Origin of the sequence: Lysinibacillus zambalensis, from assembly GCF_040183165.1 — a bacterium.
Classification (GTDB): Bacteria; Bacillota; Bacilli; order Bacillales_A; family Planococcaceae; genus Lysinibacillus; species Lysinibacillus zambalensis.
In genome coordinates, this window is record NZ_JBEGDG010000009.1 from 11,608 (window position 1) to 32,609 (window position 21,002).

The 21,002-nt window shown below is 37.2% G+C and carries 21 protein-coding genes; 19 read left to right on the forward strand and 2 right to left on the reverse strand.

Going from position 1 to position 21,002, the window contains the following annotated elements; genetic code table 11:
• The first annotated feature begins 284 nt into the window (after nt 1-284).
• The 9 genes from yidC to ABNX05_RS13140 all read left to right on the forward strand — a co-directional run bounded on the left by yidC (nt 285) and on the right by ABNX05_RS13140 (nt 10,712).
• A complete protein-coding gene (gene yidC / locus ABNX05_RS13100) occupies nt 285-1,055 on the forward strand; it encodes a membrane protein insertase YidC (RefSeq protein WP_349660159.1) in 771 nt (256 codons plus the stop codon).
• The gene (jag, locus tag ABNX05_RS13105; protein ID WP_349660160.1) at nt 1,052-1,849 is read left to right on the forward strand and encodes an RNA-binding cell elongation regulator Jag/EloR; all 798 of its coding nucleotides are present in this window, start codon (nt 1,052-1,054) and stop codon (nt 1,847-1,849) included. The genes yidC and jag overlap by 4 nt, the downstream gene beginning before the upstream one ends.
• A 436-nt stretch (nt 1,850-2,285) precedes the next feature.
• Complete coding sequence (mnmE, locus tag ABNX05_RS13110) at nt 2,286-3,671, forward strand: tRNA uridine-5-carboxymethylaminomethyl(34) synthesis GTPase MnmE (protein ID WP_349660161.1); 1,386 nt, start codon at nt 2,286-2,288, stop codon at nt 3,669-3,671.
• A 28-nt stretch (nt 3,672-3,699) separates the two neighbouring features.
• A complete protein-coding gene (mnmG, locus tag ABNX05_RS13115) occupies nt 3,700-5,595 on the forward strand; it encodes a tRNA uridine-5-carboxymethylaminomethyl(34) synthesis enzyme MnmG (protein ID WP_349660162.1) in 1,896 nt (631 codons plus the stop codon).
• A 426-nt stretch (nt 5,596-6,021) separates the two neighbouring features.
• Nucleotides 6,022-6,738 (forward strand): 16S rRNA (guanine(527)-N(7))-methyltransferase RsmG, encoded by a 717-nt coding sequence (gene rsmG / locus ABNX05_RS13120; RefSeq protein WP_349660163.1) that lies wholly within the window; start codon nt 6,022-6,024, stop codon nt 6,736-6,738.
• 179 nt (nt 6,739-6,917) lie between these two features.
• Entirely contained in the window at nt 6,918-7,817 is a 900-nt protein-coding gene (gene noc / locus ABNX05_RS13125) for a nucleoid occlusion protein (RefSeq protein ID WP_349660164.1), read from the forward strand.
• 497 nt (nt 7,818-8,314) lie between these two features.
• Entirely contained in the window at nt 8,315-9,076 is a 762-nt protein-coding gene (locus tag ABNX05_RS13130) for a ParA family protein (protein ID WP_079563360.1), read from the forward strand.
• On the forward strand, nt 9,069-9,917 hold the full coding sequence (locus tag ABNX05_RS13135) for a ParB/RepB/Spo0J family partition protein (RefSeq protein ID WP_349660165.1): 849 nt from the start codon (nt 9,069-9,071) through the stop codon (nt 9,915-9,917). Before ABNX05_RS13130 ends, ABNX05_RS13135 begins: the two co-directional genes overlap by 8 nt.
• A gap of 78 nt (nt 9,918-9,995) precedes the next feature.
• A complete protein-coding gene (locus tag ABNX05_RS13140; RefSeq protein ID WP_349660166.1) occupies nt 9,996-10,712 on the forward strand; it encodes a DUF554 domain-containing protein in 717 nt (238 codons plus the stop codon).
• On the opposite strand, the gene yyaC is transcribed toward ABNX05_RS13140, so the two are convergent.
• Nucleotides 10,629-11,261, reverse strand: a complete 633-nt coding sequence (gene yyaC, locus ABNX05_RS13145) for a spore protease YyaC (protein ID WP_349660167.1) — start codon at nt 11,259-11,261, stop codon at nt 10,629-10,631. The two genes, ABNX05_RS13140 and yyaC, sit on opposite strands and share 84 nt — an antisense overlap.
• 93 nt (nt 11,262-11,354) lie before the next feature.
• Between yyaC and ABNX05_RS13150 the strand changes: the two genes are divergently transcribed.
• The 4 genes from ABNX05_RS13150 to ABNX05_RS13165 all read left to right on the forward strand — a co-directional run bounded on the left by ABNX05_RS13150 (nt 11,355) and on the right by ABNX05_RS13165 (nt 14,950).
• On the forward strand, nt 11,355-12,239 hold the full coding sequence (locus ABNX05_RS13150; protein ID WP_349660168.1) for a mechanosensitive ion channel family protein: 885 nt from the start codon (nt 11,355-11,357) through the stop codon (nt 12,237-12,239).
• Between the two features lies 1 nt (nt 12,240).
• Nucleotides 12,241-12,441 (forward strand): DUF951 domain-containing protein, encoded by a 201-nt coding sequence (locus ABNX05_RS13155; RefSeq protein ID WP_349660169.1) that lies wholly within the window; start codon nt 12,241-12,243, stop codon nt 12,439-12,441.
• A 287-nt stretch (nt 12,442-12,728) separates the two neighbouring features.
• The gene (gene ychF / locus ABNX05_RS13160) at nt 12,729-13,829 is read left to right on the forward strand and encodes a redox-regulated ATPase YchF (protein WP_049662606.1); all 1,101 of its coding nucleotides are present in this window, start codon (nt 12,729-12,731) and stop codon (nt 13,827-13,829) included.
• 80 nt (nt 13,830-13,909) lie between these two features.
• Nucleotides 13,910-14,950: an acyl-CoA dehydrogenase family protein gene (locus tag ABNX05_RS13165; protein ID WP_349660170.1), complete on the forward strand. Its 1,041-nt coding sequence runs from the start codon at nt 13,910-13,912 to the stop codon at nt 14,948-14,950.
• Between the two features lie 71 nt (nt 14,951-15,021).
• Here the strand turns inward: ABNX05_RS13165 and ABNX05_RS13170 are convergent, their stop codons facing one another.
• Nucleotides 15,022-15,582, reverse strand: coding sequence for a DUF3267 domain-containing protein (locus tag ABNX05_RS13170; RefSeq protein WP_349660171.1), 561 nt, complete (start codon nt 15,580-15,582; stop codon nt 15,022-15,024).
• 173 nt (nt 15,583-15,755) lie between these two features.
• Between ABNX05_RS13170 and rpsF the strand changes: the two genes are divergently transcribed.
• The 6 genes from rpsF (at nt 15,756) to rplI (ending at nt 20,994) form a co-directional block, all read left to right on the forward strand.
• Nucleotides 15,756-16,043, forward strand: coding sequence for a 30S ribosomal protein S6 (rpsF, locus tag ABNX05_RS13175; protein ID WP_068985806.1), 288 nt, complete (start codon nt 15,756-15,758; stop codon nt 16,041-16,043).
• 40 nt (nt 16,044-16,083) lie between these two features.
• Nucleotides 16,084-16,656: a single-stranded DNA-binding protein gene (gene ssb, locus ABNX05_RS13180; RefSeq protein ID WP_079563368.1), complete on the forward strand. Its 573-nt coding sequence runs from the start codon at nt 16,084-16,086 to the stop codon at nt 16,654-16,656.
• Nucleotides 16,657-16,694: 38 nt separating this feature from the next.
• The gene (gene rpsR, locus ABNX05_RS13185; protein WP_012296211.1) at nt 16,695-16,931 is read left to right on the forward strand and encodes a 30S ribosomal protein S18; all 237 of its coding nucleotides are present in this window, start codon (nt 16,695-16,697) and stop codon (nt 16,929-16,931) included.
• Nucleotides 16,932-17,623: 692 nt separating this feature from the next.
• Nucleotides 17,624-18,565: a YybS family protein gene (locus tag ABNX05_RS13190; protein ID WP_349660172.1), complete on the forward strand. Its 942-nt coding sequence runs from the start codon at nt 17,624-17,626 to the stop codon at nt 18,563-18,565.
• Between the two features lie 12 nt (nt 18,566-18,577).
• Nucleotides 18,578-20,551 (forward strand): DHH family phosphoesterase, encoded by a 1,974-nt coding sequence (locus ABNX05_RS13195; protein ID WP_349660173.1) that lies wholly within the window; start codon nt 18,578-18,580, stop codon nt 20,549-20,551.
• The gene (gene rplI, locus ABNX05_RS13200) at nt 20,548-20,994 is read left to right on the forward strand and encodes a 50S ribosomal protein L9 (RefSeq protein WP_349660174.1); all 447 of its coding nucleotides are present in this window, start codon (nt 20,548-20,550) and stop codon (nt 20,992-20,994) included. The genes ABNX05_RS13195 and rplI overlap by 4 nt, the downstream gene beginning before the upstream one ends.
• Nucleotides 20,995-21,002: the final 8 nt, after the last annotated feature.

Below are 21,002 nucleotides of genomic sequence, written 5' to 3' on the forward strand. Positions count from 1 at the left end.
ATGGCAACCAAAGTGGTGAAATAAAAGCGTTTCTGCGTGAATGTGAAATTACTAAAAATACACATAGGGGTATTTGAAAGTGAGATTTCACTGCGATATGTGAATGATTAGTAACATTACTTAGCAAATATATGTACATTGTTAGAATATTTAGTAGAGTGAAACGTTATATGCATGATAAAATAACTGATAACTTTATTCAGTAGCAGGAAACTGTAAATGTATAAAGAAGAGAATGCATATAGTTTTAGAAAAAGTGAATAGTATTTGTAGGGGGAAGAAGGTTGAAGAAACAACTTTGGGTAATTTTGTCGCTAGTATCAGTAGTATTACTACTATCTGGTTGTACAGAATTCAATGAACCAATCTCCAAAGAAAGCACAGGCTTCTGGAATGAATTCATTGTTTGGCCATTAGTGTCAGCGATTAAATACTTTGCTGATATCCTTGGTTCATATGCATGGGGGATTATTGTTGTAACGATTTTTATTCGTTTAGCTATTCTTCCATTGATGATTAAACAAACAAAGAGCTCTAAAAAAATGCAAGAAATTCAGCCAAAACTGAAGGAATTGCAAAAGAAGTATGCTTCTAAGGATGCACAGACACAGCAACAGTATCAGCAAGAGATGATGAAGCTTATGAGTGAGTCTGGTGTCAATCCACTTGCTGGATGTTTACCTGTATTCATTCAAATGCCAATTTTAATTGGTTTCTACCATGCGATTAGTCGTATGAATGCTACAGCTGCATTCGATTTAGGGAATTTCTTTATTTTCCCGTTAGCAGATCCTGCACCGGCATTAGCAATTACTGCTGGTTTAATGCAATTTATCGTTTTACGTACGGGCCCTGCGATGGATAACCCTCAAATGAAAATAATGATGTACATTATGCCATTTATGATTATTGGTTTCGGTATGGCATTACCAGCAGCATTATCACTATACTGGGTAATCGGTAACATTATTTCGATTGCTCAAAACCTGTTTATTTATAAACCTTGGAAAAAAGATAAAACACAACCTGCTCAAAATGGAGGGGCTAAAAAGTGAAACAACTTACGCAAATAGGCGCAACAACACAAGAAGCGATCTCATTAGCGTTACAGAAACTTGGGAAAACCCGTGAACAAGTAGATGTTGAAGTTTTACAAGAAGGTAAAAAAGGATTTTTAGGTTTTGGGGCACGATCTGCAGAAGTTCGTGTAACAGTAAAAGAAGTACAGGTTCGGCCAACGATTGAGGCGGAAAAAGCTGAACAGCAAAATACGACTCAATTTGTCGAATCAACAGTAATAGATGATGTTGAAACAATAAGTTCACAAGTTTCTGAACAACTAAGTGATAGCGAAGCGGATCAACAAGTCGTAGAGGAACAAGATACCTCGATGAGCCCAATTGAAGATGCTAAGTCTTATTTAGTAAACATTGCTGAACAATTGGATATTCATGATCTTGAAATTGAAACGACACGTGAAGGGAAATATGTATTATTTCAGCTGAAAACCGAGAAAGCTGCACTGCTTATAGGGAAACGTGGTCAAACATTAAATTCCTTGCAGCAATTAACACATCTTGTGTTAAATAAAAGTGCCAAGCAGTTCTTAATGGTGAAATTAGACGTAGAAAACTATCGTGAACGTCGTCAAGAAGCATTGGAGTTACTGGCAGATCGTATGGCGGATAAAGCACTTCGCTTAAATCAGCGTGTAACGTTTGAGCCAATGCAGTCGTACGAAAGAAAAGTTATTCATAATCAATTGGCAAATCGCCTTGATATTGAAACATACTCAGAAGGAACGGAGCCTAATCGTTATTTAGTCATTGAACCTGTAAAAAACGACTAAGCTTCGTAAAAACATACAGACAAAACTAAAGTCATTTTATCGTCATGATAAAATGACTTTTTTATGTTGTTGAAAAACAAGATGGCCAAGGGAATCTTTGTGAATGTTGTGGAGCTTTAGATGAGGGTGAATTCCGTTCCAGGAAAGCGCTTATTCGGAACGGAATTCAACCCCCTCGTTTTGCTGAAGAGCCATACGTTATTCAGTGACGCCTTAATTTCATTGGCAAAATGATTTTTTTTATGATCTAGACTGAACGTTCTAGCACTCGCGGGATTTGTCGAAATACGTGCTATAATGTAGAGCTTTCTGATTATCCACAATTGGAAATTATCCTTACTTTAGATTTTGCGAAAAATATGTTAGTCTAAGGTGTTAGTAAGTATTGGTCGGTTTTTATTTATCCACATGTGGATAACGTTAAGGAGGTCATTAAATGGAGTTCGATACAATTGCTGCGATATCCACACCTATGGGTGAAGGCGCTATTGCTATTGTTCGTTTAAGTGGGGACGAAGCAGTCGCAATTGCAGATAAAATATTCAAATCGCCTGGTGGAAAAAGTTTAACAACTAAGGCTTCACATACAATTCATTATGGACATTTGGTCGATCCAAAAACGAATGAGGTTGTAGAGGAAGTAATGCTGTCATTAATGCGCGGACCTAAAACATTCACTCGTGAGGATGTAATAGAAATAAACTGTCACGGGGGACTTGTTTCAGTAAATCGCGTATTAAAGCTAGTATTAACTAATGGAGCAAGACTAGCGGAGCCAGGTGAATTTACAAAACGTGCATTTTTAAATGGACGCATCGATTTATCACAGGCTGAAGCAGTCATGGATTTAATAAGAGCGAAAACTGATAGAGCGATGAATGTAGCGTTAGGACAAATGGATGGCAAATTATCGCGTTTAATTGGTGACTTACGCCAAGCATTACTAGAGACATTAGCGCAAGTTGAGGTTAATATAGATTATCCGGAGTATGATGATGTAGAAGAAATGACAGTACCAGTATTAGTAGAAAAATGTACATGGGTACGAAATGAAATTATAAAACTTTTGCAAACATCTTCTCAGGGAAAAATATTACGAGAGGGTCTATCAACTGTTATTTTAGGTCGCCCAAACGTTGGGAAATCTTCTCTTTTAAATAGTTTAGTACAGGAGAATAAGGCTATTGTGACAGATATAGCAGGGACAACTCGTGATATTATAGAAGAGTACGTGAATGTACGTGGCGTTCCGCTTCGTTTAGTCGATACAGCTGGTATTCGAGAAACAGAGGATATCGTTGAACGAATTGGTGTTGAACGTTCACGTGAGGCGTTGCGTGGCGCAGATTTAATTTTATTTGTTTTAAACTACGCAGAAGAATTGACTGCCGAGGATGAGCGTCTATTCGAAACGATTAAAGCGATGGATTACATCGTTATTGTGAATAAAACAGATCTACCGCAAAAAATTGATTTAGCACAAGTCAAAGTGCTAGCAGGCAACCGTCGCGTTGTGACAACTTCTCTTTTACAAGAAGAGGGTATCGCAGAACTAGAGGAAGCGATTGCCGCGTTATTCTTTGAAGGGCAAATTGAAGCGGGCGATTTAACATATGTTTCAAATGCAAGACATATTGCATTACTTCATCAAGCACAAGCAACGGTCGAGGATGCATTAGCTGCAGCACAAGCTGGTGTACCTGTTGATATGGTGCAAATAGATGTAACAAGAACATGGGAATTACTTGGTGAAATTATAGGTGACACAGTACAGGAAAGCCTAATTAATCAGTTATTTTCACAGTTCTGCTTAGGAAAATAATTTTATTAAAGAAAGGAAGATACGAGCTATGCCAACAAAATATGAGGCAGGCACGTTTGATGTTATCGTAATTGGCGCAGGCCACGCAGGTTCTGAAGCTGCATACGCCGCAGCCAAAATGGGTGCTAACACACTGATGTTAACAATCAATTTAGATATGATTGCATTTATGCCATGCAATCCTTCCATTGGTGGTCCTGCCAAAGGAATCGTAGTACGAGAAATTGACGCATTAGGTGGCGTCATGGGGAAAGTTATTGATAAAACGCATATTCAAATGCGTATGTTAAATACAGGTAAAGGTCCTGCTGTGCGTGCATTACGTGCGCAAGCGGACAAAGTTTTATACCAACAAGAAATGAAACGCGTGTTGGAGGAATCTGAAAACTTAACAATGCACCAAGGTATGGTGGAAGAGCTAATTATCGAAGACGGGGAAGTAAAAGGTGTTATTACACAAATCGGTGCTATTTACCGCGCTAAAACTGTTGTTATCACAACAGGTACATTCCTTCGCGGTGAAATCATTATTGGAGACATAAAGTATTCAAGTGGTCCTAATAACCAACAACCGTCTATTCGTTTAGCAGATAACTTAAAAGAGATTGGCTTTGACCTTGTGCGTTTTAAAACAGGTACACCACCACGAGTGAATAGCCGTACAATTGATTATGATAAAACAGAGATCCAACCAGGGGATGATGTTCCACGTGCATTTAGCTTTGAAACAACTGAATTCATCATGGATCAACTACCTTGTTGGCTAACGTATACAAGCCTAGAAACGCATGAAATTATCGAAGCAAACCTACACCTTTCACCGATGTACTCAGGGATGATTAAAGGTACGGGTCCACGTTATTGTCCTTCTATTGAAGACAAAGTTGTGCGATTTAACGATAAACCGCGCCACCAAATTTTCTTAGAGCCAGAAGGTCGCGATACACGTGAAGTGTATGTACAAGGTTTATCAACTAGCTTACCAGAGCATGTACAAACACGTTTACTAAAATCAATTCCAGGCTTAGAAAAAGCAGAAATGATGCGTGCTGGCTATGCTATTGAGTACGATGCAATCGTGCCAACACAATTATGGCCAACGTTAGAAACAAAACGTATTAAAGGCTTATATACTGCTGGTCAAATCAATGGTACATCAGGTTACGAGGAAGCGGCAGCTCAAGGCTTAATGGCTGGGATGAATGCTGCTGCAAATGCGCTTGGAAAAGAAGAATTAATCTTAGGTCGTTCAGATGCTTATATTGGCGTATTAATTGATGATCTAGTAACAAAGGGAACAAATGAACCGTATCGCTTACTAACATCTCGTGCGGAATATCGTTTACTACTTCGTCATGATAACGCTGATTTACGTTTGGTAGAGCAAGGGTTTAATATGGGAATGATTCCTGAGGAAAGATATGCAAAATTCAATGAGAAAAAAGAGCTGATTGATAACGAAATTGCACGTCTTCGTGAAGTTATTATTAAACCAAACGAAACAACACAAGCTGTTATTCGCTCTGTAGGTGGCAGTGAACTAAAAGATGGTATTCGTGGAGCAGATTTATTAAAACGTACAGAAATGAATTATGGTTTAATTTCTTCATTAATTCCAGCAGACATAGAGTTTTCGGATGAAGTGAAGGAACAAATTGAAATTCAGCTTAAATATGAAGGCTATATTGAAAAAGCATTGCAACAAGTTGAAAAGCTTCATAAAATGGAGAATAAAAAAATCCCTGAAAATATTGATTACGATGCTATTTCAGGTCTAGCAACAGAAGCTCGACAAAAATTAAAACAAGTTACACCACTTTCCATCGCCCAAGCATCGCGAATCTCTGGTGTAAACCCAGCAGATATTTCAATATTACTTGTTTATATTGAGCAAGGTAAAATCGCACGCGTCAGCGGCGAATAATTAAGAACAGTAAAGTGAATAAGAGGCGGGCATACCTTTGTGCCCGCTTCCTATTTTTAACTTCTTTCAGCGTTCATCTCCCATCTCCATAGGTGGTGAGATGAATGCGGTTTTAAGTCACTATTTCAGCGGGTGTCCAAACATCCGTAGAAATAGAGGAACTCAGTCTAAGAACGCCACGTCCTGTGGCATTACCGAAATGACCGACATCATGTCGGCCCTCGTGTTGCTGACGCTACGTTAGCACTGCGCTTTCGCACAAAAAACATCTGCAGGCCTAAGCACAAAGCCGATTCAGGACGCAATTATGCCGAGACATAATTGATGGCTATGCTATTTTCTCATTGTTGATTTTAGGAGCGAGCGAATACATGCTTAAAAGTCAATGTTGGGATAGTAAAGCCATATAGAAAAAGGAGACTTTACATGAACGAACAACAATTTATCGAGGCTTTAAAGAAAAAGGGTATCGAACTCTCTGAAAAGCAGATTGCTCAATTCAAAAAATATTTTGAGTTACTTGTTGAGTGGAATGAAAAGATGAACTTAACAGCTATTACCGATTTAGAAGGTGTTTATTTAAAACATTTTTATGATTCGATTAGTGCCTCTTTCTATTTTGATTTTTCAAAAGTAACAACAGTTTGTGATGTAGGAGCAGGTGCTGGTTTCCCAAGTATTCCAATTAAAATCTGTTTCCCACATTTACATGTAACAATTGTCGATTCTTTAAATAAAAGAATTACATTTTTAAATCATTTAAGTGATGAGTTACAATTAGAGAATATGAATTTTGTACATGCACGTGCAGAGGAATTTGCTCAAAATGCGAAATATCGTGAACAGTTTGATGTTGTAACAGCTCGTGCAGTAGCCCGCTTATCGGTTTTATCAGAGTTATGTGTACCACTAGCGAAACAAGGTGGTTATTTTGTTGCTTTAAAAGCAGCAGCTGGTGCGGAAGAATTAAAAGATGCCAAAAAAGCATTGACTACATTAGGGGTTGCACTAAAAGAAGAGTTTTCTTTCCTGCTACCTGTTGAAGAAAGTGACCGCATGTTATATATCTTTGATAAAATAAAAGGAACACCAAAAAAATATCCGCGTAAACCAGGTGTACCAAATAAATCACCGATTCAATAATTAGTGTTTCATATGAAACTTCTCAAAGTAGAAAATATTTTTTCTATTTTGAGCATACATACTAGTTATGGATGGTTCACGCAAATGACATCTACGAACTATATACATTTTAGGAAATATAATAAATAATAATAGAATAAAACAGAGCAAGATAGTTACTTAAAGGTGGTGCCACTTGGATGAAAAGTCCTTTTTCACGTTTTTTTGGAGGCGGAAATAAAACTGAGCCTATTGTGAAAAATGAAGTAGAACAAGCAGAGACGGTTCATGCAGCGGAAGAGGTAATAAAGCTGCCGATTGATCAAATTGTACCTAACCGTTTTCAGCCACGTACTATTTTTGATGATGAAAAAATTGAAGAGTTATCAAGAACCATTCATACGCATGGTGTAATTCAGCCAATTGTTGTACGTAAAACAGCAGAAAACCAATATGAAATTATTGCTGGTGAGCGTCGTTATCGAGCAATGAAAAAGCTACAATGGACAGAAGTTCCGGCAATTATAAGAAATTTAACTGATAAGGAAACAGCCTCTATCGCGTTAATTGAGAACTTACAGCGTGAGGAGTTAACAGCAATTGAAGAAGCTGTTGCCTATCAAAAATTATTGGAGCTTCATGAGCTGACACAAGAAGCTCTAGCCCAACGACTTGGAAAAGGACAATCCACGGTAGCCAATAAATTGCGTTTATTAAAGCTTCCTGAAGAAGTACAGCATGCTATTTTAAAACGTGAAATCTCTGAACGACATGCACGTGCATTAATTGCAATTAAAGATCAGCCACTACAGCTAGAAGTTTTACAACAAACGATTGAAAATGATTGGAATGTTCGTCAGTTAGAAGAGCAAATTTATTCTTTATTGCATCCAGAGTTGGAAGTACAAGAAGAAGCAGAGCCGAAGAAAGTAAAGCCGAAGCGTAAGGCCATTAGTAAAGACGTACGCATTGCTTTAAATACGATTAAACAATCGTTATCAATGGTAACAAAGAGCGGTATTACAGTTAAGACTGAAGAAGAAGATACAGAGGAATATTATCAAATTACAGTGAAAATCCCTAAAAAGAAAAAGTCTTAAGTCGTGATTGAAGTTTTATTAGAAAAATAAAAAATGACTTTTATGACATCATCAAAATTGAGGATGTCATCTGTATACCATTTATATAGGTTGATTAGAGTGGAGGCTGGGCGACTCATTGAGGCTCATCGGACGTCCTCAGGAAGCTTTGCTCTGCGCGAAAGCGAAGCGGCAGCGACAAATGTTTTATCTGCGCGAAAGCGAAGCGGCAGCGACAAATGTTTTATCTGCGCGAAAGCGAAGCGGCAGCGACAAAGGTCCAACCGGAACGGAAATCAATCCCACGGTATGATGATAAGTCGCTTTTATATCTCTGTACGAAGGAGACATCTTAGTAATATTTCTGAGATGTCTCCTTTTTTGCATATATTCTTAATATTTTATACAACTCTGTTCTGTTTTTTTGATAGAATGAAAGTAAGATAGACGTATTTACTAGTGATTTTACAAATGATTTGTCAAAGTGGACTTTGATGGATGAAAGCAGGTGCTTTTAAATGGGTAGAATTATAGCAATCGCCAATCAAAAAGGTGGCGTAGGAAAAACAACGACATCGGTCAATTTGAGCGCTTGTCTAGCATATTTAGGAAAGAAGGTGCTCCTAATCGATACTGATCCACAAGGAAATACAACAAGTGGACTTGGTGTTAATAAGGGAGAACTTCACGGCTGCATTTATGATGTGTTAATTGATGATGAAAAAGTTGAGAACGTCATTCAACAAACAAATGTCGAAAACTTAGCAATCATTCCGGCAACCATTTCATTAGCAGGAGCAGAAATTGAATTAGTTTCGACTATTTCCAGAGAAGTACGTTTAAAGCATGCTCTTCAAGATGTAAAAGAAGACTATGATTATATTATTATCGATTGTCCGCCTTCATTAGGGCTACTAACAATTAATGCTTTAACGGCTTCGGATGCACTCATTATTCCTGTACAATGCGAATATTACGCATTAGAGGGATTAAGCCAGTTGTTATCAACTGTCCGTTTAGTGCAAAAACATTTAAATCAGCAATTATACATTGATGGTGTATTATTGACGATGCTTGATGCACGTACAAACCTTGGCTTACAAGTTATTGATGAAGTAAAAAAATATTTCCAAGAAAAAGTATACAAAACAATTATTCCTCGTAATGTGCGATTAAGTGAGGCTCCAAGCCATGGACAGCCAATTATCACTTATGACGCAAAATCAAGAGGTGCAGAAGTGTATTTAGAGATGGCGAGGGAAGTGATTAAAAATGGCTAAAGGTTTAGGAAGAGGCATAAGTGCACTATTTCCTGGGGAGTCTTTAGAACAAAGTGGGCAAGTGGAAGAGATACAATTAGAACTTATCGTCGCAAACCCATTTCAGCCACGTAAAATATTCGATGAAGAAACTTTACAAGAATTAGCTGACTCTATACAGGAACATGGCATTTTACAGCCTATTGCCGTACGTAAAAAGGGACGTAAATATGAAATCGTAGCGGGGGAACGCCGTTATAGAGCAACTCAATTAGCAGGGTTAGAGGTTATTCCAGCTATTATAAAAGAGCTAACAGATACGCAAATGATGGAGCTAGCTATTTTAGAAAATCTGCAGCGTGAAGATCTGACAGTTATTGAAGAGGCAGAGGCATACCAAAGCTTAATGGAAAACTTACATTTAACACAAGAGGAGCTATCCAAACGATTAGGGAAGAGTAGACCACATATTGCCAATCACGTTCGTTTACTTGCATTACCAGAGGATGTTCGTAAGTTTATGAACGATGGAACATTATCGATGGGACAAGGACGAGCATTACTAGGATTAAAAAATAAAAGAAGAATATCAGAAGTGGCTAATAAGGTCATTAAACAAGGTTTAAATGTGCGACAAGTTGAAATGTTAGTACACAACTTAAATGAAGAAGTTTCACGTGAAACAACTCAACCGAAGAAAAAGGATATATTTGTTGCAGCTAAGGAATCACAGTTACGTGATTATTTTGGAACAAATGTACAAATTAGAAAAGCTAATCATAAAGGGAAAATTGAAATTGAATTTTACTCTGAAGATGATTTAGAACGCATTTTAGAAATACTAAATTTACAAGAAGAGTAAGAGAAATATCGATAACGTAATCAGAGCGCCAAACTACAAGGCGCTCTCTATTTATCTAGAGAGAAGGAAGGTAGGGACGTGGTATTACTAGGGGCATTCATTAACGCGCTGCTAATCATGGTAGGAGCATTGGTAGGACGTATTTTTAAAAATATACCTGAATCGATGAAGTCTACTGTATTATCGATTATCGGCTTAGCAGTTGCACTTTTAGGGATTAAAATGGGCTTTGAAAGTGATAATTTTATTATTTTAATGATAAGTTTAGTGGTCGGTACAGTAATTGGTGAGTGGTTAGATTTAGATAAGCAAATGAATAGACTTGGACAATGGGTAGAATCTTTATTCAGTAAAAAACGAACTGATAATAATCAAATTAGTATAGCAGAAGGCTTTGTAACGGCTTCTTTAATCTTTGTAGTTGGCTCTATGGGCGTCATTGGTGCACTCGATAGTGGTCTGCGTAATGATCATAATGTACTGATTACCAAAGGATTAATCGATGGATTTATATCGATCATCTTAACATCTACATTAGGTATTGGTGTGCTATTATCTGCAATACCTGTATTTGTCTATCAAGGATTAATTGCACTTTTCGCGGGTGTTATCAGCTCTTTTATACCTGAGGCAGCACTACAAATGTTTATTCATGAAATGACTGCTGTAGGCGGTGTTATGATTTTTGCCATTGGTTTAAATATAGCAGGTTTAACTAAAATCAAGGCTGCTAACTTGTTGCCAGGTATCCTTATTGTCGGTATTGTGGTTGCTATCTTCTATATTTTTCAATGAGTAACGATGGGCAGCGAGCAATAGAGCTCTTGAAAGCTTTTCAGCCATTGCATAGGAAATATGAAGTCTTGTATTTTGTAAAACAAGCATTTCCATAAAGCCTCCAACATTGACGATTCCTTTAATGGAAATGTCACCGATTGGGGGTAATTGTTTTTTTACAGCTTTTCCCGGAAAAATAGGTCCGTTCTGTACAGAAATATGTCCAACATTTTGTTCACTTCCAAGACATGCATCAATCGCAATAATGAAAGGTTTTATAGTATGATTGTGTAGCTGTTGCATAGTAGTGTCTAAATTAAGGGCATGCAAAGGATTTTCTAAAGAGCCTACAATTTCATAGGGAAAACTAACTGACTTTTTTAGGAAGCTACCTGTTAACGGCCCAAGCGTATCACCTGTACAACGGTCACTTCCAATACAACAGAAAATAAGGCGTTCATGATGAAAAGGTATATGTTCTAAAAATAATGTACTTAATTGCCAAACGATATTTTTACTTTCATGATGAAGAGAATAAGGGAGTAACAATTTTGGTATAGTATTCATAGAAAAACTCGCTTTCTTTTTTATTTGTAAGAAGTGCTCGATTTTTATGCAGTATACGCAAATTTTTAGCAAGTTATTCAAGAGGTGGTAATAATGGATTGGTTTAGTGAAAGGGTATTAAATAACTTATGGGATAAGCTGATGTCAGAGAAGCTTTGGGAAACGATAATGACTGCTTCAATTAAGATAACGGTTATTTTGATCGCATCGTGGTTAGCTGTCCGATTAGGTAAAAAATTTATTAAAAAAGTGTTTTTAATGCGTATGCGTTCGCCTTTAGATCATTCAGAACGTCGCCAAACAACAATTTCAAGATTATTACAAAGTGTCATTTCCTATGCTGTATATTTTTCAGCAATCATTGCTATTCTCTCTATATTAAACATTAAGATAGCAGGGTTACTGGCAGGAGCAGGGATTGTCGGTTTAGCCATTGGTTTTGGTGCGCAGAGCTTAGTAAAGGACGTCATTACGGGATTCTTTATTATTTTTGAAGATCAATTTGGTGTTGGCGATTATATAAAAATCAATGCAGCTGAAGGAACTGTTGTAGAGATAGGCTTACGTACGACAAAGATTAATGGTGCTACAGGGGAGCAGTTTATTATTCCGAATGGTTCGATTGGCGATGTTGTCAATTACTCTGTCAACAACTCTAAAATTTATATAGATTTACAAATGACGACGGATGCCAATTTTGAAAGAGCTGAATCTATTATTCAAAAGTATTTAAATACTTTACCTGAAATTCATAAGGAACTTGTAGCAGTACCTGTCTTTTTAGGAGTACAAAATGTTAAGGGGACAGAAGTAACGATTCGTATAGCCGCAGAAACATTACCACAGCAACAATATGGAGTGGCTCGTACTATTCGTCGTGATGTTACAAAACTCTTTGAAGAAAATAATATACCAATGGCTCATCCGAAAATGATGTTCTATGGTGTGAATGGAAATGAAGAGGGGAGAAGTGAGTAATATGGACGCAAAGAAATTTGGTTTAAATGATATTGTTGAAATGAAAAAGCAACATCCATGTGGCACAAATGAGTGGAAGATTATTCGGATGGGGGCAGATGTACGCATTAAATGTGAAGGCTGTCAGCATAGCGTCATGATTCCACGCCGCGAATTTGAGAAAAAAATGAAGAAGGTTTTAATTTCCGCTAGTGAAGACTAGTTTTTATCTTCAATCAGTAGGTGTTCTGATACCCACTGATTGAAGATAAAGCCTTTGGCGGATGTCACGGATTTTGAAAGGAATGAATTATGCCCGCACAATTCAAAATCCGGACGCAATTACGCCAAGGCGAAATAGATGTGTATTAGACTTTTTATGAGTGAATCAATATAATAGATAAGGTTATACAGTGATTCATCAGTGAGGACTTCTGTAACCTCACAGTATCCGTTAGTACGGGAAAAAAGAACAAATTTGAACAGATCATAGAAAGGTTGTGTCCATTTATGGCATTAACAGCTGGAATCGTTGGTTTACCTAACGTTGGAAAATCAACATTATTTAACGCAATTACAAAAGCGGGCGCATTGGCTGCAAACTATCCATTCGCAACAATCGATCCGAACGTCGGTATTGTTGAAGTACCAGATGCACGTTTAGATAAATTAACAGAATTAGTAACACCTAAAAAAACAGTACCAACAGCATTTGAGTTCACAGATATTGCTGGGATCGTAAAAGGCGCTTCAAAGGGTGAAGGGTTAGGGAACAAATTCCTTGCTCATATTCGTGAAGTAGATGCAATTTGCCAAGTTGTGCGTTGTTTTGTTGATGAAAATATTACGCACGTATCAGGTGGAGTAGATCCGATTGACGATATTGAGGTCATTAATTTAGAGCTTGCACTTGCTGATTTAGAATCTGTTGATAAGCGATTACAACGTGTTGGCAAAATGGCAAAACAAAAAGACAAAGAAGCAATGATCGAAGAACCAATTCTTGTAAAAGTTAAAGAACAATTAGAAAACGGTCGTCCAGCACGCGCTGCAGAGCTTTCAGAAGACGAGCTAAAGGTTATTAAAGGACTTCATCTTTTAACAATTAAACCTATGCTTTATGTGGCAAACGTTTCAGAAGATGAAGTTGCTGACGCAGATAATAACGAATATGTGCAAAAAGTACGTGAGTATGCAGCTACTGAAGGAGCTCAAGTTATCACAATTTGTGCAAAAATCGAGGAAGAAATTTCTGAGCTTGATGATGAAGAAAAAGCAATGTTCTTAGAAGAACTAGGCATTAAAGAATCTGGTTTAGACCAATTAATCCGTACTTCATATGATTTACTAGGGCTAGCAACTTATTTCACTGCTGGAGTACAAGAGGTACGTGCATGGACGTTCCGTAAAGGTATGAAGGCACCACAATGTGCAGGAGTCATTCATACAGACTTTGAACGTGGATTTATTCGTGCAGAAACAGTTGCTTTCGATGATTTAGTAGAAGCTGGTTCTCAACCTGCTGCTAAAGAAGCTGGTAAAGTACGTCTTGAAGGTAAAGAGTATGTTGTACAAGATGGCGATATTATGTTATTCCGTTTCAATGTGTAAAAAACGAACAGAGGCAATCTTTCAATAGATTGCCTTTTTTGTATATATTTTTATCTGAATTTTCAATCTGGAGGATTAGTATGAACATATTACAAATAAAAGATCGTGGTTTAGAAATTGAGGAGCTAGGTAGATTACCAAAAGATATAGTGGAGCTTATTTATGAGCAGCAATTGTTTAAGCTATTCACTGCAAAGGAATTAGGCGGGAAAGATTTAGAGCTACTAGAGGGCATTAAAGTATTCCAACAGATGTCTGCACTTGATGGCAACTTTGGGTGGCTTGTTACAATAGGGACAGGGGGTAACGCGTTTATTCCAACATTGAATAAAGAGATTTGTGAAAAAATATTTTCACCAAGAAATGCAGTCATAGCAGGCAGCGGCTATCCTTCGGGCATAGCGGTAAAAGTAGTTGGGGGCTATCGTGTAACAGGTCAATGGAAGTATTGTAGTGGAGCAGATTATGCTACAACTTTTACGATGAATTGCTTTGTCGAGTATGAGGGTATTAGAACTGATAAAATAATAAGTTGCTCAGTAAATTGTGATCAAGTAGAGGTTCTTAATGATTGGCGAGCGATGGGCTTAAAAGCGACAGCTAGCCATACGATTCGTGTGCAAGATGTTTGGGTACCTGAAGAGGAAACATTCCAATTAGGCATAATTAAAAACAAGTATGGAAGTGCGGTACATAGTTTTCCGTTTGGTGCATTTGCAGAAGCTTCATTTGTAAGTGTTTGTCTTGGAATAACAGAAAATTTTTTAGAAGCGGCGTCTGTTTTAGTAAAGCAAAGGAAGCATGATCCAAGCTGTACCGAACGTTTGGGTGCAATACAATTTTTATTGATGCAGCAACAGAAAAATTTTAAACAGCTTGAAGAGCGATATTATTTAATGTTGAATGAACACTGGAAAAAACATAAAGAAGATCATGAGTTGACTGAAGAAGAACTACAACAATTTTCACGAATAAGTAAAGATACTGCAGCGGCTTGTGTAGATATCGCCAATAGCTTAATACGTAGACTTGGCATGGATGCAATTACGGAGACATCTTCAATTAATCGTATTTGGAGAAATTTATATACAGCTGCACAGCATAGTTTTTTAACGCCATAAATTTGTGTTAAAAAAAATAGAATCTGTTTGGAGACAAGCAGATTCTATATGTAACGTGACGCTCAGTAAAGTTATTTCTTTTCCTGGGGCATATATACATACAGCTTAGGTAGATGAGGATCATCCTGTATTAACGCGTTCTTTGGGTATTTGCGCAATTCTTTATACATGGAAAAATCACCTACTGCTCCAGCGATTAAAAAGGCTCCCACTAACACTAAAACAGTACTATTAAAATAGAAACCAGCAATTGTCGGGAGAACGCCAGTTGTCCAGAATGGGAGTAATAAAGCTTTTTTCATTGCATGATTCGGTAACGGTTGTTCAGTTGTTGCGTACGCTATGCCAAGCTCTAAATTAAGGCCATATTTCAACGATTTAAAGGGTACGCTTCCAAAGAGCATAAAGCCAATTAAATGAAAGGCTTCATGTAAGACAATGAAAATAATATATAGAATAACAAAAAGGATAGATCCAAGTATTATATTCCAAAATGAAAAATCAAAATTTTTAAAGCAAATATATTGAATAGCTACAAATAATATGACAAGGCCACTTGTGACAACTATATTGTCCATCATTAGTTTTTTTATATCCAACTCTATTACGATTGGTTCTTTATCTGGTAGCATGAAGATCCTCCGTTCATTCATGAATTAAGTTCATTATATAGAAAGAATTGTTTAGTTGCGACTTGAAAGACATGTATCTATATGTTACAATTCATTGATGTGAGTAATAATTATTACTTGCTCCTTGCTCCCTGTATACAGGAGAGCCTAAGTCCATAAGGAGGTGTAAACAGATGAGAAAATACGAATTAATGTACATCGTACGTCCGAACATTGAAGACGAAGCGAAGAAAGCTTTAGTTGAACGTTTCAACGAAATCTTAACTTCTAACGGTGCAGAAGTCATCGAATCAAAAGAGTGGGGCAAACGCCGCTTAGCTTATGAAATTCAAGACTTCCGCGAAGGTTTCTACCAAATCGTTAAAGTAAACGCTACTTCAGATGCAATTAACGAATACACACGTCTTGCTAACATTAGCGAAGATATCATTCGTCACATTGCGGTTCGCCAAGAAGCATAATCATTTAACAAAATGCTGAAAAAAGGAGGTTGCATTTCTGATGATAAACCGTGTCGTATTAGTTGGAAGACTAACAAAAGATCCTGAGCTACGCTATACGCCTAATGGTGTTGCGTCTACAAGATTTACAGTTGCTGTAAATCGAACATTCTCAAACCAACAAGGTGACCGCGAAGCTGATTTCATTAGCTGTGTTGCTTGGCGCAAACAGGCCGAAAACCTAGCGAACTTCATGCGAAAAGGAAGTTTAATTGGAGTTGAAGGTCGCATTCAAACAGGCAGTTATGAAGGACAAGATGGTAAGCGAGTATACACAACAGATGTAGTGGCCGATAGCGTACAGTTTTTAGAACCTCGTAATGGTGGCGGTGCTCCTGCATCTCCTCAATATGGTGGTGGACAGACTTACGGTAATAACCAACCGTCATATGGCGGTGGTCAACCACAACAACAGTTTGGTGGTGCTATGCCAGGACAGGGTTCATTTGGAGGCGATGCTTATCAGCAAAATCAACCACCTGTGAATCAGCCAAATTATACACGTGTAGATGAGGATCCATTTGCTAATAGCAAAGGACCGATAGAAGTATCTGAGGACGACTTACCGTTCTAATACTTCTAAAATAAAAAATGATAAGGAGGAGACACACTATGGCACCACGTCGCGGAGGCCGCAAACGCCGTAAAGTTTGCTACTTCACTGCTAATAACATTACGCATATCGACTATAAAGATGTGGATTTACTTAAAAAATTCATCTCTGAGCGCGGTAAAATCTTACCACGTCGCGTAACTGGCACTAGCGCTAAGTACCAACGTAAATTAACTTCAGCTATCAAAGTTTCTCGTATCATGGGATTACTTCCATTCGTAGCAGAAGACAAATAAGATATAAATAAAGGCACAACAAGGTTTAATCGCTTTGATTGTGCTTTTTTTATTTGTGAAAATGGAGTCGCTAACCTTGTAACCTCTGAGATGGAAATTTATAAGGTGTAACTTGTGAATAATCACATAGGGTAGGGCAATCGAGAATGAATATCCCGATTTTAGTAATATTGTTTATTTTACCGAAAGATGAGGATGGTTAAAACGCATGTCATGTTGGTTGGAAATCAACTCCCATGCTATGGTAGCTTGGTTTATCTCAGTAATTGCTCTATATATTACCGTTTGCTATTATGATAAGAATTTATTACACTCTTAATAGACATGAATAAAGAAAAGATGGAACGTTAGAGATTGAGAAACAATCGACTAAGGACATTTTTAAAACAAAACGGCTTATAATCACTTCGATTAAAAGCCTTTTTTCATGTATTAGTAACTGTCGTAAGTTGCTTTTTTTATTGCTAAAAAAATTTAAAAATAATATATATAGAAGAACATAACCAATAAATGAATTTGTTATGCTTTTTCGGTAAAAAATCTCCTATATAGCTATATGTTTTATGCTTTAGTCATTGGTTCTACAAAATTAATGACAAAGCATAAGTTGTTCTTAGCGTTTTTTGTTCAATAACCTGAAAAAATGGTACAATAAAGGTCAGTAAGTTTGACTAAAAAAAGGAAGGTTTTCAATGCCGAATAATCAAACAAAGGCGCTTGTACAAGGCTCAATGATGGTCGCAATCTTTACGATTCTAATGCTTATTTCTGCATATGTACCACTCATTTTTATAGTAGGTCTACTATTTGCCCCACTACCGATTGCTTGGTATAGCGCAAATTACAAGCGTTCATCATCAATACTCGTAGCAGTAGTAGGATGTATCTTAACCGCTTTAACGAGTGGCATAATTATGCTACCATTTGCCTTTATTTTGGCGTTACTTGGTATCGTTATAGGAAGTGCAATTAATCAAAAGAAGAGCAAACTTTACCTATTCATGTCGTCTGGGGTGGCTGTTCTTCTGTCAATGGCAATTGTCTATGTAGCCTATGTTCAATTTGCTAATATCAATATTATTAGCATGAGCATAGATCTTTTACGCGAAAATTATGAGCAATCAAATGAACTTGCAAAAACGGTGACAGGTCAAGTAGTGTTTCAGCAAGAACAAATTGAGGCTATGTTAAAAACAATTGAGCTGACAATACCTGCAACAGTAACAATCACTGCATTTATGACAGCATTTATTATCATAACGTTAAATTTACCTGTATTAAAACGTCTTGGTTTAGACGTACCAAAATTTGCACCGTTCCAAAATATGCGTTTACCACGATCTATTTTATGGTATTACATGATTGTTTTATGCATTAATTTATTTGTGCGTCCGGAGTTTGGATCTACATTAGATATTATTGTGTTAAATGTTTCTTCTATCTTATGGATGTTATTAATCCTGCAGGGGATTTCCTTTATACATTACTTTATTTCTAAAAAGGAAATGCCTAATGCTGTTAAGTGGATAGCAACTTTGTTAGCTTTACCACTATCATCCATTATGATATTGCTAGGCATCGTAGATTTAGGTTTCGACTTACGTTCACTTGTGAAAGGGAAAACCAAAGAATAAGGGGCTGATGTAATGGGGACTTTTAGAAAACGACCAATCCGCTATCCGCTTTTTGTTCTTTCCATTTTTGGCATTGTGACGTTCGTGCTTCTATGTATTTGGAATATCGGGATAGGTATCGGTTATGGAGTAGGTTTTGTTCTATTAATGGCCTATACGTGGAAGGTAGAAAAGATTACCTTTGAAGAAACAGAAAAGCATATTGAATCCATCTCTTTCCGCATGAAAAAAGTTGGGGAAGAGGCATTGCTTGAAATGCCAATTGGGATATTACTTGTCAATGATCAATATGAAATAGAATGGTCGAATCCATATATGCAAAATGTTTTAAATATGGAGAATTTAGTAGGTGAAGGAATCGTTAATATATCTGACGACATTTACGTGCTAATGAAAACCGAGGAGACAAACGAAGATACGATTACGCTTCGTGATCGTAAGTACCGAGTTTATTATAAAAAAGAAGAGAATTTATTATATTTCTTTGATATCACTGAGCAGATAGCTATTGAAAAACAATACTATGCTGATAGTACAGTTATTGCGATTTTATTTGTTGATAACTATGATGAAATTACACAAGCAATGGACGACCAGCCACGTAGTTTAACGAATACGCTAGTGACATCAATTGTTAATGATTGGGCAGCTGAGCAAGGGATATTTGTGAAACGAATATCATCCGATCGTTTTTTAGCTGTATTAAACGAATCGATTTTAATGGAGCTTGAAAAGAAAAAATTTGCTATTTTAGATACAATTCGAGAAAAAACGGCGCAAAAAAATATGTCATTAACATTAAGTATTGGCGTAGGCGCGGGGTCATCTTCATTAGTAGAACTTGGTGAACTAGCACAATCAAGTTTAGACCTTGTTTTAGGTCGTGGTGGTGATCAGGTTGCCATCAAGCAACCTACAGGAAAGCTGAAGTTCTATGGCGGGAAAACGAACCCGGTTGAGAAACGTACACGCGTTAGAGCTCGTGTTATTTCCCATGCACTACGCGATTTAATTCAGGATAGTGATCAAGTGTTTGTTATGGGGCATAAAAATCCGGATATGGACTCTATTGGCGCCTCTGTTGGTGTACGTAAAATGGCACAAATGAACGATGTGAAGGGCTACGTTATCATAAATTTTGAAGAATTAAACGGAAGTGTAACCCGTTTAATGAATGAAATTGAGAGTAAATCGGATTTCTATGAACATTTCCTAACACCAGAGGAAGCTGCGACAAAAATGACAGAAAAATCATTGCTCATTATTGTTGATACACATAAACCGAATTTAGTCATCGATTCACACCTATTGAAGTTGGCTGAAAAAGTTGTGGTCATTGATCATCATCGTCGCAGTGAGGATTTTATAGAAAATCCAACGCTTGTTTATATGGAGCCATATGCATCGTCAACAGCTGAGCTTGTGACAGAATTACTCGAGTATCAACCAAAACGTGCGAAGATTAATATGCTAGAAGCTACTGCATTGCTAGCGGGAATTATTGTCGATACGAAGAGTTTTACACTGCGTACGGGAGCCCGTACGTTTGAAGCGGCTTCTTATTTAAGGACAAATGGTGCCGATACAGTGCTAGTACAGCGATTATTAAAAGAAGATGTAGATACGTATATTGAACGTTCTAAAATAGTGCAGACTGTTAAGTTCTTGAAACCGGGTATTGCTATTGCTGTAGGTGAAGAAGCGAAAGTGTATGACTCTGTACTAATTGCGCAAACAGCAGATATATTACTAACGATGAAGGATGTCGGTGCTTCCTTTGTCATTGCGCATCGGTCAGATGGAAAAATTGGCATAAGTGCAAGATCACTTGGCGAAGTAAACGTACAGCTTGTTATGGAGAAACTAGGCGGCGGCGGGCATTTAACTAATGCAGCTTGCCAAGTCGAATCAAATTCCATTGCTGGAGTAAAAAAATATTTAGAAGAGGCCATAAATGAGGTACTCGAAGGGAGTTCTGAATCATGAAAGTAGTATTTTTAAAAGATGTTAAAGGAAAAGGGAAAAAAGGCGAAATAAAAAATGTAGCAGATGGCTATGCACAAAACTTCTTAATTAAAAATGGTTATGCTGCTGAAGCAAATGCACAAGCATTAAGTCAATTAGAAGGTCAAAAGAATTTAGAAGCTAAAAATGCTGCTGCCGAATTAGCTGATGCTAAAGCATTAAAAGAAACATTAGAAGCTTTAACGGTTGAACTAAAAGCAAAATCAGGTGAAGGTGGTCGCCTATTTGGTTCAGTATCTTCAAAGCAAGTTGCCGATGCACTTCAAAAAAAGCATGGCATAAAAATTGATAAACGTAAAATGACTTTAAGTGATGGAATTCGTGCGCTAGGCTTTACAAATGTACCTGTAAAACTACACCATGAAGTTTCTGCTACATTAAAAGTTCATGTAACGGAAGAATAAGGGGCGAC